The organism is Actinomadura sp. KC06, from assembly GCF_004348735.1.
Lineage (GTDB): Bacteria > Actinomycetota > Actinomycetes > Streptosporangiales > Streptosporangiaceae > Spirillospora.
The window spans coordinates 1-15,813 of the sequence record NZ_SMKT01000089.1; the positions used below are offsets into that span (position 1 = coordinate 1).

The 15,813-nt window shown below is 72.3% G+C and carries 17 protein-coding genes; 10 read left to right on the top strand and 7 right to left on the bottom strand.

Translation table 11 applies throughout. From position 1 onward, the window contains the following. The first annotated feature begins 608 nt into the window (after positions 1-608). On the top strand, positions 609-2,057 hold the full coding sequence (locus E1287_RS25975) for a hypothetical protein (protein ID WP_131967681.1): 1,449 nt from the start codon (positions 609-611) through the stop codon (positions 2,055-2,057). A 55-nt stretch (positions 2,058-2,112) separates the two neighbouring features. Next, a complete protein-coding gene (locus E1287_RS25980; protein ID WP_131967682.1) occupies positions 2,113-2,403 on the top strand; it encodes a protealysin inhibitor emfourin in 291 nt (96 codons plus the stop codon). A gap of 10 nt (positions 2,404-2,413) precedes the next feature. Here the strand turns inward: E1287_RS25980 and dhaM are convergent, their stop codons facing one another. The 3 genes from dhaM to dhaK are packed head-to-tail and all read right to left on the bottom strand — an operon-like array spanning position 2,414 to position 4,436. Next, on the bottom strand, positions 2,414-2,803 hold the full coding sequence (gene dhaM / locus E1287_RS25985) for a dihydroxyacetone kinase phosphoryl donor subunit DhaM (protein WP_131967683.1): 390 nt from the start codon (positions 2,801-2,803) through the stop codon (positions 2,414-2,416). Further along, positions 2,800-3,444, bottom strand: a complete 645-nt coding sequence (gene dhaL / locus E1287_RS25990; protein WP_131967684.1) for a dihydroxyacetone kinase subunit DhaL — start codon at positions 3,442-3,444, stop codon at positions 2,800-2,802. Before dhaL ends, dhaM begins: the two co-directional genes overlap by 4 nt. Beyond that, positions 3,441-4,436 (bottom strand): dihydroxyacetone kinase subunit DhaK, encoded by a 996-nt coding sequence (gene dhaK, locus E1287_RS25995; RefSeq protein WP_131967685.1) that lies wholly within the window; start codon positions 4,434-4,436, stop codon positions 3,441-3,443. Before dhaK ends, dhaL begins: the two co-directional genes overlap by 4 nt. A gap of 74 nt (positions 4,437-4,510) precedes the next feature. Between dhaK and E1287_RS26000 the strand changes: the two genes are divergently transcribed. From E1287_RS26000 to E1287_RS26015, 4 genes are all read left to right on the top strand, one after another. Continuing rightward, a complete protein-coding gene (locus E1287_RS26000) occupies positions 4,511-5,491 on the top strand; it encodes a nucleoside hydrolase (RefSeq protein ID WP_243719434.1) in 981 nt (326 codons plus the stop codon). A gap of 108 nt (positions 5,492-5,599) precedes the next feature. Then, complete coding sequence (locus E1287_RS26005; RefSeq protein WP_131967705.1) at positions 5,600-6,283, top strand: PIG-L deacetylase family protein; 684 nt, start codon at positions 5,600-5,602, stop codon at positions 6,281-6,283. 105 nt (positions 6,284-6,388) lie between these two features. Then, a complete protein-coding gene (locus E1287_RS26010) occupies positions 6,389-6,901 on the top strand; it encodes an SRPBCC family protein (RefSeq protein ID WP_131967686.1) in 513 nt (170 codons plus the stop codon). Between the two features lie 123 nt (positions 6,902-7,024). Next, positions 7,025-7,945 carry a serine hydrolase gene (locus E1287_RS26015; protein WP_131967687.1) on the top strand — a complete coding sequence of 307 codons (921 nt, stop codon included), beginning with the start codon at positions 7,025-7,027 and terminating at the stop codon, positions 7,943-7,945. Between the two features lie 73 nt (positions 7,946-8,018). On the opposite strand, the gene E1287_RS26020 is transcribed toward E1287_RS26015, so the two are convergent. The 3 genes from E1287_RS26020 to E1287_RS26030 form a co-directional block, all read right to left on the bottom strand. Next, positions 8,019-8,711, bottom strand: coding sequence for a DUF4190 domain-containing protein (locus E1287_RS26020; RefSeq protein WP_165969182.1), 693 nt, complete (start codon positions 8,709-8,711; stop codon positions 8,019-8,021). 305 nt (positions 8,712-9,016) lie between these two features. Continuing rightward, positions 9,017-9,658, bottom strand: coding sequence for a response regulator transcription factor (locus E1287_RS26025; protein WP_279506855.1), 642 nt, complete (start codon positions 9,656-9,658; stop codon positions 9,017-9,019). A 46-nt stretch (positions 9,659-9,704) separates the two neighbouring features. Beyond that, positions 9,705-10,877, bottom strand: a complete 1,173-nt coding sequence (locus E1287_RS26030; RefSeq protein ID WP_243719439.1) for an ATP-binding protein — start codon at positions 10,875-10,877, stop codon at positions 9,705-9,707. 227 nt (positions 10,878-11,104) lie between these two features. On the opposite strand from E1287_RS26030, the gene E1287_RS26035 reads away from it, so the two are divergent. The 3 genes from E1287_RS26035 to E1287_RS26045 all read left to right on the top strand — a co-directional run bounded on the left by E1287_RS26035 (position 11,105) and on the right by E1287_RS26045 (position 13,463). Further along, positions 11,105-12,427, top strand: a complete 1,323-nt coding sequence (locus E1287_RS26035; RefSeq protein ID WP_165969183.1) for a PspC domain-containing protein — start codon at positions 11,105-11,107, stop codon at positions 12,425-12,427. Beyond that, entirely contained in the window at positions 12,420-12,656 is a 237-nt protein-coding gene (locus E1287_RS26040) for a hypothetical protein (protein ID WP_243719435.1), read from the top strand. The genes E1287_RS26035 and E1287_RS26040 overlap by 8 nt, the downstream gene beginning before the upstream one ends. Before the next feature lie 105 nt (positions 12,657-12,761). Further along, positions 12,762-13,463 (top strand): TetR/AcrR family transcriptional regulator, encoded by a 702-nt coding sequence (locus tag E1287_RS26045; RefSeq protein ID WP_131967690.1) that lies wholly within the window; start codon positions 12,762-12,764, stop codon positions 13,461-13,463. A 12-nt stretch (positions 13,464-13,475) separates the two neighbouring features. Here E1287_RS26045 and E1287_RS26050 read toward each other — a convergent pair whose 3' ends face one another. Further along, a complete protein-coding gene (locus E1287_RS26050; protein WP_207934462.1) occupies positions 13,476-13,985 on the bottom strand; it encodes a cysteine dioxygenase in 510 nt (169 codons plus the stop codon). Between the two features lie 265 nt (positions 13,986-14,250). Here E1287_RS26050 and E1287_RS26055 point away from each other — a divergent pair, with 265 nt between their 5' ends. After that, positions 14,251-15,807: an alkaline phosphatase D family protein gene (locus E1287_RS26055; RefSeq protein ID WP_131967691.1), complete on the top strand. Its 1,557-nt coding sequence runs from the start codon at positions 14,251-14,253 to the stop codon at positions 15,805-15,807. Positions 15,808-15,813 lie beyond the last annotated feature (6 nt).

A 15,813-nucleotide genomic window follows, 5' to 3' on the forward strand; every position in this document is an offset into this window, starting at 1 on the left:
CCCATGACCTCTCCGCGCCCGCCTATCTCGCTCGCGCCCTCCCCGCGACTCCGCCAGCGCCTCCCCGCAGCCCCTCCGCTCCCGACAGCAATCTCCCGCGTCCTCTCCGCGGCCCCGATAGCGCCTTCCCGGGCCCTCTGTGCGTCCGGCGGTGTCTTCACCGTGGCCTCCCGCAGCCCGCTGTCTCCCTGCGGCCTCTCCGCGCGCTGGCGTTTGCCTTGTGCTCTCCGGGGGGCCGTCGAGGGCGCTTTGCTTGCTTCATCCGCGGTGTTTCAGCCTGGGAGCGCGCCTACACGACTCGGGGGTTGTCACGGCTGTTGGCAGCATGTGGACGCTTGGCGGCAGCATGTGGACAGACGGCAGGCCTTTTGGGGCCTGTGGGTTGACTCGATCTCCTGACCGGCGGAGCGTTCGGCTGGACGGGGCGGACACGACCCGCCGGACCGGCCGGCCCGTACCTAGAGCCACAGCGCGCGCCGTACACAGAGCACCGCGGACAGCGGGGTATAGCGAACGCCATGCACGAAGCACGGCTCGGGTAGGCGTGTCCAGTCCTGGGAGCGCAGGGTCATCAGGGACTCGCGCACCGTAAAGGGGAGGTGGCTTCGATGACGATCCACCAGCAAGACTTCCAGGAGCAGCGGAACACCGCGGCGACGCAGATCGAGGTTCCCGCGCAGCGGCTGGGATCGGCAGCCGCCCCGGCGGCTCCGCAGGCCGCTCCGAGGCCGGTGCCCGTTCCGGTGCCGGCGCGGACGGGGCACCGGTTCCTGATCTACAAGCAGGACCCGTCGGTCACCGAGCTGGGCGCGCGGCTGGCCTTCGTCCCGACCGTGGTGCTGAACGGGCCGACGGACGCGCGCGTCCGGACGGAGATGCAGGGCGTCACCCCGGTGGCGCGCAACGTCAACGGCGACTTCGTGTTCGCCGCGGGCAGCCCGCAGTTCGACTGCGCGCACACGTTCGCCGTCGTCCGGCAGGCCATCGCGATGTACGAGCGGCACAACGGCGGCAACCCGATCCCGTTCGCGTGGAACGTCGGCGGCAACACCGACCGCATCTCGGTGTTCCCGCGCGCCGGGGTAGGCGCGAACGCGTTCTACAGCCGGACGGCGAAAGCCCTGAAGTTCCTGTTCTTCACCCCGGAGGGGCAGCCCGAGACGAACGTCGTCCACACCTGCCGGTCGTTCGACATCGTCGCGCACGAGACGGGTCACGCCCTGCTGGACGGGCTCAAGCCGGGCTGGCTGTCGGCGGACGGGCCGCCGCAGACGGGCGGGCTGCACGAGTCGTTCGGCGACCTCACGGCGATCTTCCTGGCGCTGGCGCAGCCGGACCAGGCGGAGGCGCTCGTCGCGCTCACCAAGGCGAACCTGCACGACAAGTCGTTCCTGGCGGACGTCGCCGAGGAGTTCGGCCGGGCGCTCGGCATGCCGTCCGGGCTGCGCAACGCCGACAACGACCTCAAGCTGAGCCAAGTCGGCAACGAGGTGCACGCGATCTCCCAGGTGTTCACCGGCGCGATCTACGACGTGCTGGCGGACGTCTACACGTTCGAGATGGCGCGGCAGCGACGCACCAAGGATCCGTCGCTCGTGCTGATCGAGACGGCGTCCGCGCTGTGCCGGCTGGTGTTCGACGCGATCGTGGCGTCCCCGGCGACCCATGCGCGGTACGTGGACGTGGCGAACAAGATGCTGCAGATCTCGGCGGGCCGCGGCGACCCGGCGATCTACCGGACGTTCATCCGCAACCGGTTCGCCGTCCGGGAGATCACGACGGCGGCGACGCCGCTGACCGACCTGATGAGCGGGCGGATGAAGATGACCGACGCCGACTACACCGGGGACGGGCAGGACGTCACGGAGGTCGAGGCGCTCGACGAGCACTCGGCGAGCCTGCGGGCCGAGCAGGACAGGTCCCGCTGCTGCGGGACGATGCAGATGCCCGAGTACCAGGTCGTCGACGCCGAGAAGCTGGCCAAGCGCGGGTCGCTGGAGGACGATGACATCCTCCGGAACGACCTTGACGAGCTGCGCCGGGCCTTCAGCAAGTAGGCCGGGCCTTGAGCGAGTAGACCGTGCACGGAACGGCGGGGAGGTGCGGCGCGGAATGCGCGTGAAGATCGAGAGCACCGGCGGGTTCGCCGGCCGGGACACGGTCGTCGCGCAGTACGACACCGCCGACCTTCCCGCCGGGCGGGCCGGACGCGTCCAGGAGGCGGTGGGCGCCCTCGCCGCCGCGCAGGCCCGCGGCGGCGAGGGTGAGATCGGCGCCGACCTGCCCGCCTACCGGATCACCGTCCGGGACGAGGAGGAGACCCGCGTGTACGAGGTGCGGGGCGATCCGACGGTGGGCGATTCGTCCGTCCTCGGGACCCTCCTCCAAGGGCCGTCTGCGTAAGACCCCCAGGTCAGAGGGTCTTGCGGTGCTCGAAGGCGGATTCGGCGGCGGCGCGGACGGCGGCCAGGTCCGCGCCGGTCGCGGCCATCGAGGCGGCGGCGACGGCGCCCTCGACCAGCGGCGCGTCCGCGAGCAGCACGTCATCGCGTTCGGCGTCCTCGATGAGCATCCTGGCGGTGAGGACGGAGCTGCCGAGGTCGGCGAGCAGGAGCACGCCGTCGCCGCCGTCCGCCGCGGCGACGGCGCTCTCGACGAGGTCGATGCTCGTGCCGAGCCGTCCTTCCGAGTCGCCGCCGGCGGGTTCCACGACGGCCTTGCCGACGCCCATCGCGCGGGCGACCTCGGCGACGCCCTCCGCGAGCGTCCGGCTGTGGGAGACGATGACGATCCCGACCATCATCCCTCCTCCGTGACGTCGGCCAGAGCGCGCAGGATGAGGGCGGTGGACGACGCGCCGGGGTCCATGTGCCCGACGCTGCGCGGCCCCAGGTAGCTGGCCCGGCCCTTGCGGGCCTGCATCGGGACGGTCGCCTCCGCGCCCTCGGACGCGGCGTCGGCGGCGGCGCGCACGCAGGCCGCGAGGCCGGAGCCGTCCGCCAAAGCCGTCTCGTAGGCGGCGACGGCGGGGGCGAGCGCGTCGATCATCGTCTTGTCGCCCTCCGCCGCCTTCCCGAGGTCCTGGACGGCGTCGAGCGCGGCCCGGAGCGCGGCGCCGAGCGCGGCGGCGTCCACGTCGGCGGCGTCGCCGAGGGCCTTGCCCGCGCGGCGCAGGGCCGTCCCGTAGAGGGGGCCGGACGCGCCACCGGTCTTGGACAGGATGGCCAAGCCCGCGGAGACCAGCACCTTGCCCGGCGGCGCGTCGCCGCCGGGCAGCGCGTCGACGGCGGCGCGGAAGCCGCGGTCGAGGTTGTGGCCGTGGTCGCCGTCGCCGATGGCCGCGTCCAGCCGGGTGAGCCGGTCGACGTCGGCGGAGACCAGGTCGGCGGCGTGCCGGATCCACGAGGCGAGATCCTCCGCGGTCGCGGGCCCTCCCGCGTTCATCGGCCCCACCGCAGGCCGGGCGTCTCGACGGGGGCGTCCCAGAGGCGGGTCAGCTCGGGCGTCAGGCGGCACACGCTGATCATGCACCCGGCCATCTCCAGGCTCGTCACGAACGGCCCGACCAAGCGGCGGACGACGGTCGCGCCGTGCCCCTCCAGCCATTCGGCGGCGGCCGCGTAGGCGACGTACTGCTCGATGAGCGGCGTCCCGCCCATCCCGTTGACCAGCACCAGCACCTCGGACCCGGACAGCGGCATGTCGGCGTCGATCACACTCAGCGCCGCGTCCACGATCTCCGCCGCGGTGCCGATCTTGACGCGTTCGCGGCCCGGCTCGCCGTGGATGCCGATGCCGAGCTCCATCTCGTCCTCGCCGAGCTCGAACGTGGGCGTCCCGGCGGCCGGAACGGTGCAGGACGACAGCGCGACGCCGAACGACCGGCTGCGCTCGTTCACCTCGCGCGCCACCGCGGCCACGGCGGAAAGGTCCGCGCCCTCCTCGGCGAGCGCACCGGCGATCTTCTCGGCGAACAGCGTGGCGCCGGTGCCGCGCCGCCCGGCGGTGAACGTGCTGTCCTCGACGGCGACGTCGTCGTTAACGACGACGGACGTGACCTCGATGTCCTCGTCCTCGGCAAGCTCGGCGGCCAGCTGGAAATTCATGACGTCGCCGGTGTAGTTCTTCACCAGGTGGACGACGCCGGCGCCGCCGTTCACCGCCATCGTCGCCGCGATGATCTGGTCCGGGACCGGGGACGTGAAGACCTCGCCGCAGCAGGCCGCGTCGAGCATCCCGTAGCCGACGAACCCGGCGTGCAGCGGCTCGTGACCGGACCCGCCGCCCGAGACGAGGGCGACCTTTCCGGCGCGCGGCGCGTCCGCCCGCACGACCGTCCCGCCGTCCGGGTCGACCTTCAGCGAGGGATGCGCGGCGGCCAGGCCGCGCAGCGCGTCGGAGACCACGTCCGCCGGGGCGTTGATGAGTTTGCGCATGTCTCAGCTCTACCCCGGTGCGGGCGGACGTCCCAGGCCCAATCACCGATCATCGTCCGTTATAGGTTGCATCCGTGACGAAGGCACCCGCGTTCCTGTACGACTGCGACACCGGCATCGACGACGCGATGACGCTGCTGTACCTGGCCTCGCTCGTCCATGCGGGCGAGGCGACGCTGGTGGGCGTCGGGACGGTCCACGGCAACGTCCATCCGCTGACGGGCGCGCTGAACACGCTGCGCGTTCTGGAGGCCGCCGGAATCAAGGCAGGTGGACAGGACGAGCAGGGGGTGCCGGTCGCGGTGGGGGCGGATCGGCCCATGGCGCAGGACGTCCACTACGCGGTCGACTGGCACGGCACGGACGGCCTGGGCAACACGTACCTGCCCGAACCGGCTGGACGGCCCGTCGCGGAACCGGCCGCCGCGCAGATCGTCCGGCTGGCCCGCGCGCTGCCCGGTGAGCTGACGCTCCTCGCGACCGGCCCGCTGACGAACCTCGGCGCGGCGCTGCTGCTGGACGCGGAGCTGCCGTCGCTGATCCGGGAGGTCGTCGTCATGGGCGGCGCGTTCGATCACCCCGGCAACATCACCACGCACGCCGAGGCGAACATCTGGCACGATCCGGAGGCCGCCGACCTGGTGTTCGCGGCGGACTGGCCGGTCGTGCTGGTGCCGCTGGACGCCACGCACCCGTCCGCCGTCCACGACGACTGGCTGGACCGGCTGGCCGCGCACGACACCCCGGTCGCCCGGTTCGCCGCCCGCGTCCTGGAGTTCTATATCGACGCCTACACGCCGACGCTCCGCCGCCGCGGCGCGGTCATCCACGACGCGCTCGCCGCGATGCTGGCGGTCGACCCGGATCTCGGCGAGTACGCGCATCGTCCGGTCCGGGTGGAGCTGCGGGGCGAGCTGACGCGCGGCACGACCGTGTGGGACGCGCGGTCGCTGCCCGCCGAGGACGTCCGCCGTCCGGTCAAGGTCGCGACCGGCAGCGATGTGGCGGCGTTCCAGGAGCGGCTGCTCGCGTCGCTCCAGTCCTTCCCGGCGTGAGGGATCTCTCCTGATCTGCGGGTGTACCAGTAACCGTTCAGGGTCTTTATTGTTGAAACCGTGACCAATGTTCTGGACGACGGCGAGGTGCAGCGGATCCTCGTCGTGATGGCGCATCCCGACGACGTCGACTTCGGCGCCGCGGGAACGGTGGCGGGCTGGACGGACCGGGGCATCGAGGTGGCGTACCTCATGGTCACGGACGGCGACGCCGGCGGATTCGACGACGGGATCACGCGCGCCGAGATGGCCGCGCTGCGGCGCGAGGAACAGCGCTCGGCGGCCAAGTGCGTCGGGGTGAGCGACATCCGCTGGCTCGGCTACCCGGACGGACGGGTGGAGGCCACGCTGGACCTGCGCCGCGACATCGCCCGCGCGATCAGGCAGGTACGGCCGGACCGGGTGCTGATGCCGAGCCCGGAACGCAACTACGAGCGGATCTATCCGAGCCACCCCGACCACCGGGCGGTCGGCTCGGCCGCGCTCGACGCCGTCTACCCGGACGCGCGCAACCCGTACGCGTTCCCCGAGCTGCTCGCCGACGAGGGCCTCGACGCCTGGACGGCGCGCGAGGTGTGGTTCAGCGGCGGGCCCGTCGTGAACCACTACGTCGACATCACCGAGCAGTTCGACCGGAAGGTGAACGCGCTGCGGGCGCATGCCAGCCAGACCGGGCACATGGGCGACGGCCTGCAGGAGATGCTGCGCGGCTGGCTGTCGGCCAACGCCGCGGCGGCGGGGCTCCCGGACGGCCGGCTGGCCGAGTCGTTCCAGGTCATCGACACCGCCTGAACCCGCGATCCCCAGGTCATCACTTTCCAAATACGTTCCCTCACAGGCCGTAATGGGCCCCAGATCGGGCATGTGCCCCGATGTGACGGAACACGGGGGGTTGACATGCCGCATGGGGCCGATGGAGCGCAGGAGGTCGAGGCCACCGCCACGTCCAGGGCCGCGCCAGAGGTGATCTTCAAGCATCTGTGCGTGGCGGAGGCGTGGGCCGAATGGGGCGGGTTCTGGACGCGCGACGCGCGGCGCGAGTCCGCGGGCGCGGAGCATCCGAACGGGGTCGGGGCCGTCCGGTACGTCCCGACGCGGCGTGAGGAGGTCGTGGCCTGGGATCCGCCGCGGCACTACGGCTACACCGCGCTTGCGAGCTATACGGCGCTGGCCGCCTGCGTCGTCCTCGCCGGGCCTCCGACGCGCCGCTTCCGGGCCGACGTCACGCTGGAGCCGCACCACGCGGGCACGCTGATCCGCTGGCGCGGCGCGTTCCACGGGTTCCCGGGCACCGGCCCGCTCACCAGGGCCATCCTGCGCCGCCGGTTCGGCTCGTACGCCCGCCGGGTGGCGCGGCACTCCGAGCACTGCGAACCCGGCTGCCCGGCCCGCCTGCCAGGCGCCCTGTAACCGGCGTCGCCCGGCGACCGGCGTCGCCCGGTGACGGGCTCCGGCGGTGCCGGGGGCTGAGCGCACCGGCAGTGGAGAAGCCCCGCGTGGCTCGGGGCGAGTCGCACGAATTCGGGGGGATCGATGCGACGTCACATCATCGTGCTCGCCGTCGCGGCGGGCGTCACGGGGGCGGGCTTCACCGCTCATCTGCTCGTCTCGGACGTGCCGCAGCGCAAGGGCGTCGTGGCGGGCGCCACGGAGTCGGTCGGCAGCACGGCGGCCGGACGGGGAGCGGCCGTGGCCAAGGCCCGTCCGTTCGATCGGGCGGGGCTGCGGCGGGCCGTCCGGACCTACCTCGGGACGCGTCCGGGCAAGGCGGGGGTGATGGCGACCGATCTCCGCACGGGCCTGTCCTTCGGGGAGAACGAGAAGGGCGACTTCGTCAGCGCCAGCATCATGAAGGTCGACATCCTGGCGAGCCTCATGCTGCAGCGGCAGCGGCAGCGCGCTGACCGGGGCCTGTCCGCGGGGCTGTCGGACGGCGAGCGCGACCTGGCGAGCCAGATGATCCGGGAGAGCGACAACACGGCTGCGGACGCCCTGTACTCCGACGCCGGACACGGCGCGGGCGTCCGGAAGGCCAACAAGCGTTTCGGGATGACGGACACGAAGCCTTTCCCGACGTCGTGGGGATCGTCCTGGACGAGCCCGTCCGACCAGGTCCGGCTGCTCACGAACCTGGCGTCGGACAAGAGCCCGATCGAGGCGCCCGGCCGCCGGTTCATCTGGGGCCTGATGGGCGCCGTCGTGGACGAGCAGGCGTGGGGGATCAGCGCGGCGGCGCGTCCGGGCGAGAAGGTGGCGCTGAAGAACGGGTGGACGCCGGTCCACGATCAGGGGAACGGCTGGGCGGTGAACAGCATCGGCCGCATCACCGGACGCGACCACGACTTCCTCGTGGCGGTGTGCAGCGGCGACAGCCCGACGATGGAGGCGGGTGTGGCCACCGTCGAGCACGTCTCGGACATGGTGGTCGACGCGATGCGCGACTCACGTCCTTGAGAGATATCGGACTTGCAGGTATCGGGGTCCGGGCCAGGCGGCGGGCCGGCCGCCCAGCGAAGGGACCAGACCGTCAGCCGCGGATCGGCCGGGTGAGCTTCTTGCCCTCGGTGGCGGACACGGCGACGCAGGTGACGTTGCGGTCGCCCGACGTCCACGATTCGAGCGTGGGGTAGTAGTAGGAGGTGGCGAGCGAGGCGCCCGCGGGGTCGCGCCTGATCTTGCTGGTGATGCGCTTGTCGCAGCCCTCCTCGGCCAGCCGGCGCAGCTGGTTCTCGGACGGCAGCATGTCGCCGGGCAGCTTGAAGACGGCCAGCACCTCGCCGTCGTGCGGCCCGCTGCACGGGACGACCTTGACGGTCTCGACCTCGACCGGCTCGGCGGTGGCGGTGGTGGTGGCGCCCGAGTCGTCGTTGATGCAGTCGCCGAGCTTCATCTTCAGCGCGTCCACCTTCTCCGGCTTGGTCACGGCCGTCGTGGGGCGGCCGCCGCCGGGGTCGTCGGACGTGGACGAGCCGGAGTCGGAGCCGCGCAGCAGGAAGCCGGCCACGCCGGCGACGATCCACAGGCACGACAGGATGATCCCGGCGATCGCGAGACCGCGGCCCTTGCCGCCGCGCTCCCCGATCTGCTTGAGGGCGACGATCCCGAAGATGATGCCGAGGACGCCGAAGCAGCCGAGCAGGCCGGTGACGAAGGCGGCGATGGCCGCGCCGTTGGTCTTGCCCTCGTAGGACGGCGGTTCGAAGCCGGGCGGGCCGGGCATGCCGGGCATCCCGCCGGGCGAGCCGGGCGGAGGGGGCGGGTAGGCGCCGGGGCCGCCGGGGCCGCCCGGCGCTGGCGGAGGTTGGTAAGGATCTTGTGGAGCGGGACCGGGATGTCCGGGTCCGGGGGGATAGCTCATGAAGAGGGACTGTCCCACACCCGGTGGCGGGGACGATCATGATGCACCCAAAACGATTATGACAATTTGCTTACACCTGCCCCGAAATTGTTTACGCCACGTCACCGAACGGGCATGCATTGTCGTTTGCCCATGACCAGCCGGGGCCCCACATGGCGGGTGGCGGGTCAGACGAGACGGCGGGCGGCGGCCCAGCGCGACAGCTCGTGCCGGTTGGACAGCTGCAGCTTCCGCAGGACGCTGCTCACGTGCGTCTCGACCGTCTTGACCGAGATGAACAGCTCCTTGGCGATCTCCTTGTAGGCGTAGCCGCGGGCGATCAGCCGCAGGACGTCCCGCTCCCGCTGGGTGATCTGGTCGAGCTCGGGATCGACGGCGGGCACGTCCGTGGCGGCGAACGCGTCCAGGACGAACCCGGCGAGGCGCGGCGAGAACACGGCGTCGCCGTCCGCGACCCGTCCGATCGCGTCGGTCAGCTCCGGCCCGGAGATCGTCTTGGTGACGTAGCCGCGGGCGCCGCCCCGGACGACGCCGATCACGTCCTCCGCCGCGTCCGACACCGACAGCGCCAGGAACTTGGACGTGACGGCGCCGTGCAGCCGGCGCAGCACCTCGATCCCGCCGCCGCCGGGCAGGTGCACGTCCAGCAGCACCACGTCCGGCCGCGCCGCCCGGATCACCGAGACGGCCTCGTCCACGTCGCCGGCTTCCCCGACGATCTCGACGCCGCCGCCGAGTTCCGCCTTGACGCCGGTACGGAACATCTGGTGGTCGTCCACCAGCACGACCTTCTTCAACGCCTCGCTCACGCCCAGCTCCCTTGAGGAACGATCCGCGCCCCGCGGTCCGCTCCATTCACGACTTCTTGATCTCCAAGCGCACCTCGGTGCCCTCGCCCGGCGCGGTGCGGACGGTGGCCTTGCCGCCGTTGCGCTCCATACGTCCGATGATGGACCCTCGGACGCCCATCCGGTCGTCCGGAACCTGGTCGAGGTCGAATCCCTTGCCGCGGTCCCGGACGAAGATGGCGACCTTGTCGCCCTCGACCTCCGCGTACACCGACACCGACGACGCCTCGGCGTACTTCGCGGCGTTCACCATCGCCTCCCGCGCGGCCTGCAGGGTGGCGCCGAGCCGCTCGTCCAGCGCCGTGTCGCCGACGCAGACGATCTCGATCGGCACGCCGTGGTCGTCCTCCACCTCCCCCGCGACCTCCCTGATCGCGGCGGCGAACGTCTGGTGGGGGTCGGCGCGCGGCTGGTAGAGCCAGGTCCGCAGCGTCCGCTCCTGGGACCGGGCGAGGCGCTGCACCTCCCGCGTGTCGTGCGCGTTCCGCTGGATGAGGGTCAGCGTGTGCAGCACCGAGTCGTGGACGTGCGCGGCCAGCTCGGCGCGCTCCTGGGAGCGGATGCGCTCGTGCCGCTCGGCGTCCAGGTCCTGGAACAGCCGCACCACCCACGGCGTCACGATCACCGCGACCCCGGTGAGGATGATCAGCATGGCGATGACGACGGAGCGGGCCTGGGCGGCCTCGACCTTCTGCGCGACGAACCCGCCGATGCCGCCGACGACCAGCAGGAGGCCGAGGACGCTGCGGAGCCAGCGCTGCCGCAGCGGGAGCGTCCACCGCTGCCGCTGGTCGCGGTCGGCCTGCTGCCAGAGGATCGCCGCGCCGACGCCGCCGACGACGAACGGCCACAGCGCCCACTGGACGACCCCGGCCGCGCCCCACGGAAGCGCGGCCAGACCCATCGCGACCGCCGCGTAGGCAAGCAGCTGCCCCCAGTCGCGGCCGCGCCGCCGGGTCGCCGCCGTCTCGGACGCCTCGGGCGTCTCGGCCGCGGGAACCAGGATCCAGAACGCGATGTACGCGGCGACGCCGATCCCGCTCGCCACCGTCAGCAGCACGAACGCGGCCCGGACGATCAGCACCTCGACGCCGAGGTGCACGGCCAGGCCGCGGCAGACTCCGGCGATGAGCCTGCCGTCCGCGGCGCGCTGCAGCCGTCCCGAGGCGTCCGGCGTCACCGGCGCCGCGACCGCGGCCGTGGCCGTGGCACCAGCGGCGGACGTCGCGCCGGGCTGCCCTGCCGTCTCCCCGCTCACCGCCGCCCTTTCCAAGGTTCTCCCACGTCAACGATCGTCACACGCCGGGCCGCGAACCGCATCAGGGGCGCACCCCGGCTTTCTCTCAGGGTCGGTTCAGGGACGTCCCCGATACCGTCCGCGGGACGCCGCGCGCCAGGATGGTGGCCATGGGCAGCGAGCAGGAAAGCGGCCGCCACGAGGGCGGACGGCAGAACGTCCAGGGATATCAGCGGCTGGCGCGGGACGGCGGGCGGCGCGTGCTGGCCGGCGTGTGCACCGGGCTGGGCCGCTACACCGGCATCGACCCGGTCGTCTTCCGGGTGGGGTTCGCGATCCTGGTCCTCGCGCACGGGCAAGGAGTCTTCCTCTACGTCGCGGCCGCGCTGCTGATGCCCGCGAGCCCGGGCGCGTCGGCGTTCGCGGAGTCGATGTTCAAGCGGTGGTTCGACGCCGCGGCCGTGCTGTCGATCCTCGGCGCGCTGCTGGCCGCCGGCGTCGTGTTCAGCCTTTTCGGCGCCCAGGTGACCGACACGATCGCGCTGCTGGTCGTGTTCGGGCTGGCGCTGCTGGTGGCGCATTCGCGGGGCGTGGACCTGGTGTCGGTGGCACGGTCCGTCCCGGAACGGCTGGCCGGGCATCCGCCGGAGCCTTCCGCGCAGTGGACGCGATCGGAGACCGTCGTCGGCGGCGGCGTGTCCCTGTCCAAGGACGCGCCGTCCGCCGCGCCGGGCACCGGCAGCCTGCCCGAAGGCATGATCGACCTGGCCGCGTACTCGGCGGCGCAAACCGGCACCCTTCCGGACGACCACTGGGACGACCGCCCGGACGACCGCCTGGACGACCGCCGCGACGACCACCGGGGCGAGCGGCCCAACGACTCCCGCCGCTCCCCGGCAGCCGCGATCACGCTGCTGGCCGCCATGGCCGCCGGGGCCGCGATGATCCCGGTCGCGCAGGGCTACCCGTACCCGGACTCCTCGCTGATCGTCATGGCGCCCGCGCTCGCGGTCGTCGGGATCGGCCTCGTCGTCGGCGGCTGGTTCCGGACGCGGGGCCTCGCGGCGGCCGGCACCGTGCTGACGCTGGCCATGCTGACCACCACGGTCGCGGGCGAGGCGCCGCGCAACGCCGAGTACGGCGAGGTCGAATGGCGTCCCACGGACGTCGCGCAGACGAACCAGGTGTACAAGATCGGCGTCGGCCACGGCGACCTCGACCTCACCTCGCTGCGCCTGGCGGCGGGGCAGCGCGTCACGATCGACGCCGAGGTCGCGCTCGGCGGGCTGGCGGTCCGCGTGCCGCGAACCGCCCGGGTCCAGGTGGACGCGCGGATCGCGCTCGGTGACCTGCGCATCGACAACCGGACGACCGGCGGGCCGCGGGCCAGGGTCGTCCGGACGCTGGAGCCGGACGGCGAACCGGTCGATCCGCCGGTGATCGTCCTCCGGATACGGGGGAAGGTCGGCGATGTGAGCGTGAACCGTGGCTGAAAGCGGGGGGACCGGCATGCGCAAGTCGTCCAGGCGGAGCCGGTTCGACCCGGCCGGGCCCGTCACCGGCCTGTTCTTCATGGCGCTCGCGGGCCTGTTCCTCGCGGACGGCCTGGCGGACGAGAACGTCCTGTCCGCGACGACGCTGCTGCCCGTGGTGCTGATCGGCCTCGGCCTGGTCGGGACGGTCCGCGTGCTGACCCGATCACGCCGCCGCGACCTGCGCTGACACCGCCCGATCCGGCACCGCCGCCGCTCCCGGGGGCTCGCGCCGACGCCCGCCGGGAACGGGAAGTAACCTGGCCCCGACGGCAGGTGATCGGAACGAGGTCGGATGTCAGGTCAGACCGGCGCGCCGGAGGCGAGCGACACCGATGTGCTGCCCGGCTCCCGGTCCGCGCTGGACCCGGGACGCGCCATCAAGCCGGGACGGCACGGCCTCTCCCCCGAGACCGTCGCCGGCATCCAGCGCGAGCGGCTGATCGACGCGTTCGTCCACGTGGTGTCCGAGCACGGCTTCGCCCACACCACGATCAGCCGGGTCACCGAGGGCGCCGGCGTCACGAAGAAGACGTTCTACGCCCACTTCGCCGACCTGGACGAGTGCTTCCTCGCCGCCTACCGGCGCGGCATGGACATCCTCCTCGGCCGCATGACGGAGGCGTACGAGGCGGCGCCGTCCTGGCCGGACGGGATCCACGCGGCGCTGCGCACCATGCTCACCGCGCTCGCCCGGGAGCCGCGGTTCGCGCGGGCGTCGCTGGTCGAGGCGAACGCGGCGGGCCCGCAGGTCAGGCAGGCGCGCATCGACACCCTCAACCGGTTCCGCGCGTTCTTCTCCGGGCCGCTGCCGGCGCCGATCCCGGTCGCGGTGGCGGACGCGATCGTCGGCGGCATCTACAGCGCGATCCACGTCCAGATGGAGACGGGCGAGGCGGACGAGCTGCCGTCGCTGCTGCCGTCCCTGACCTATTTCGCGCTGATGCCCCTGATCGGCCGAGAGGCCGCGTCCCCTTACCTGACCGACGAACGCTGACGCCGATCCCGATCAGGCTGATGAACGTCCTGACGGAGCCGCCGTCGCCTGGACGGGCGGCCTGACGGACTGCGCATCACCTGTGGCAGCCGGGCTCGACGAGGCCGACGGGGTCGGCGCGCCGGCGTGGAGGCTTACCGCGAACGCGGGGCCGGGGTTCGTCAGGGTGTGCGGGCCGCCGTGGACCCTGACCCGGTTGGCCCTCAGCGGCCGCTCGGTGACACCGCGCTCCGCGATCGTCACCTCCGCCAGCTCGCCCGCGATCAGCGTGCTGACCTGCCCGTGCACGGTTCCGCCGTGGCCGGGCGGCCAGGTGGTGAGCCACACCTGGTGGTCCAGCGCGACGTGCACGGGGCCTGAGGCGTCGAATCCGACGAGCCGCCACCACTCCGCCGGACGTCCGGCGAGGTCGCTGACGCGGGTGGCGAGCTGCCCGACCGTCGGCGGGCGGACGGTGATCGCGCGGTCGTGCGGGTCGTCCTGGCCGTGCATCGTGATGTCGGGAGCCACCGAGAGGTCCACGGAAAGGTCCTTAGTATTCGTGTGTCAGCTGGAAAGGAAGGCGAAAGGGGCTTCAGCGACAACACGAAGGACACAGCGCGCTGGCCACGCGGCCCAGGGCCACGGGGCTGTCAGAGAGGGTGCGCGCGGACATGCGTATAAGGAGACACTCGGTAACCAAAGCTTGTCAAGCCGATCACCGAGTGTCCATCGGGTATCCGCCCGGCGCGCGGATCATGCGTCCGGAACAGGGGACCGAAACCGGGACGAAACGAACGGAGCGTTCATGGACCGTCGAAGCGTGCTGCGCGGTGGCCTCGCCGCGACCGGCGGGGCGACGCTCGCCCTGCTCAGCGGCGGATCGGCGCGGGCGACGAGGACGCCCGCGACGGCGGCGCTCCTGCGCGGCGGCCGCCCGCGGCTCACCCACGGCGTGCAGAGCGGCGACGTGACGGCCCGCGAGGGCGTGGTGTGGGCGCGCTCCGACCGTCCCGCCCGGATGCTGGTGGAGGTGAGCCGCCGCCCCGACTTCCGCCATGCCCGGACGGTGCACGGCCCCGTCCTGACGCCCGACACGGATCTCACCGGCAAGGCGCTCCTGCGCGGTCTCCCGGCCGGCGCGGAACTGCATTACCGCGTCCGGCTGGCCGACCTCGACCGACGCGTTACGTCCGAGCCGGTGACGGGCCGTTTCCGCACCGCGCCGCACGACCGCGGCCGGAACGTCCGCTTCGTCTGGTCGGGCGACCTCGCGGGCCAGGGCTGGGGCATCAACCCCGACCTCGGCGGCTTCCGGATCTTCAGGGCGATGAGCGCCGTCGATCCCGACTTCTTCCTGTGCAGCGGCGACCTCGTCTACTCCGACGGCCCGCTCGCCGAGACGGTGAAGCTGCCGGACGGCCGGACCTGGCGCAACCTCGTGACACCGGAGAAGTCGGCCGTCGCGCAGACCCTTCCCGAATATCGCGGCCAGTTCCGCTACAACCTGCTGGACGCCAACCTCCGGGCCTTCAACGCCCACGTCCCGATGATCTACCAGTGGGACGACCACGAAACCGTGAACAACTGGTATCCGGGCGAGATCCTCGACCTTCCCCAGTACACCGAGAAGCGCGTGGACGTCCTGGCCGCCCGCGCCCGCCGCGCCGCCTTCGAGTACACGCCGATGAGGTCGTCCCGCACGGGCCGCATCTACCGCAAGATCTCCTACGGGCCGCTGCTGGACGTCTTCGTCCTCGATATGCGCACCTACAAGTCGCCGAACGACGCCAACGACTCCCCGACCCAGCAGAACGCCCTTCTCGGCGCGGAGCAATCGGCCTGGCTGAAGCGCGAGCTGCGCCGCTCGAAGGCGACCTGGAAGGTGATGGCGGCCGACCTGCCGATCGGCCTGATCGTCCCCGACGGCTCCGCCGCCCAGGAAGGGATCGCGCAGGGCGACGGCGGCGCGCCGCTGGGCCGCGAACGGGAGATCGCCGATCTGCTCTCCTATGCGCGGCGGCACCGCGTCCGGAACCTGGTCTGGCTGACGGCCGACGTCCATTACACGGCGGCCCATTTCTACGACCCGTCCAAGGCCGGGTTCAGCGACTTCGATCCCTTCTGGGAATTCGTCTCCGGCCCGCTCAACGCCGGCGCCTTCGGTCCCAACAAGCTCGAAGGGACGTTCGGCGCGCAGCTCAAGTTCGCCCAGCCGGCGCCGCAGGCGAACACCTCGCCCGCCGACGGCTACCAGTTCTTCGGGGACGTGGAAATCGACGCGCACACCGGGACGCTGACCGTCCATCTGCGGGACCTGGACGGCAAAGCCCTCTACAGCCAGGCCCTGACGCCCCGCCGCTGAGGGGCG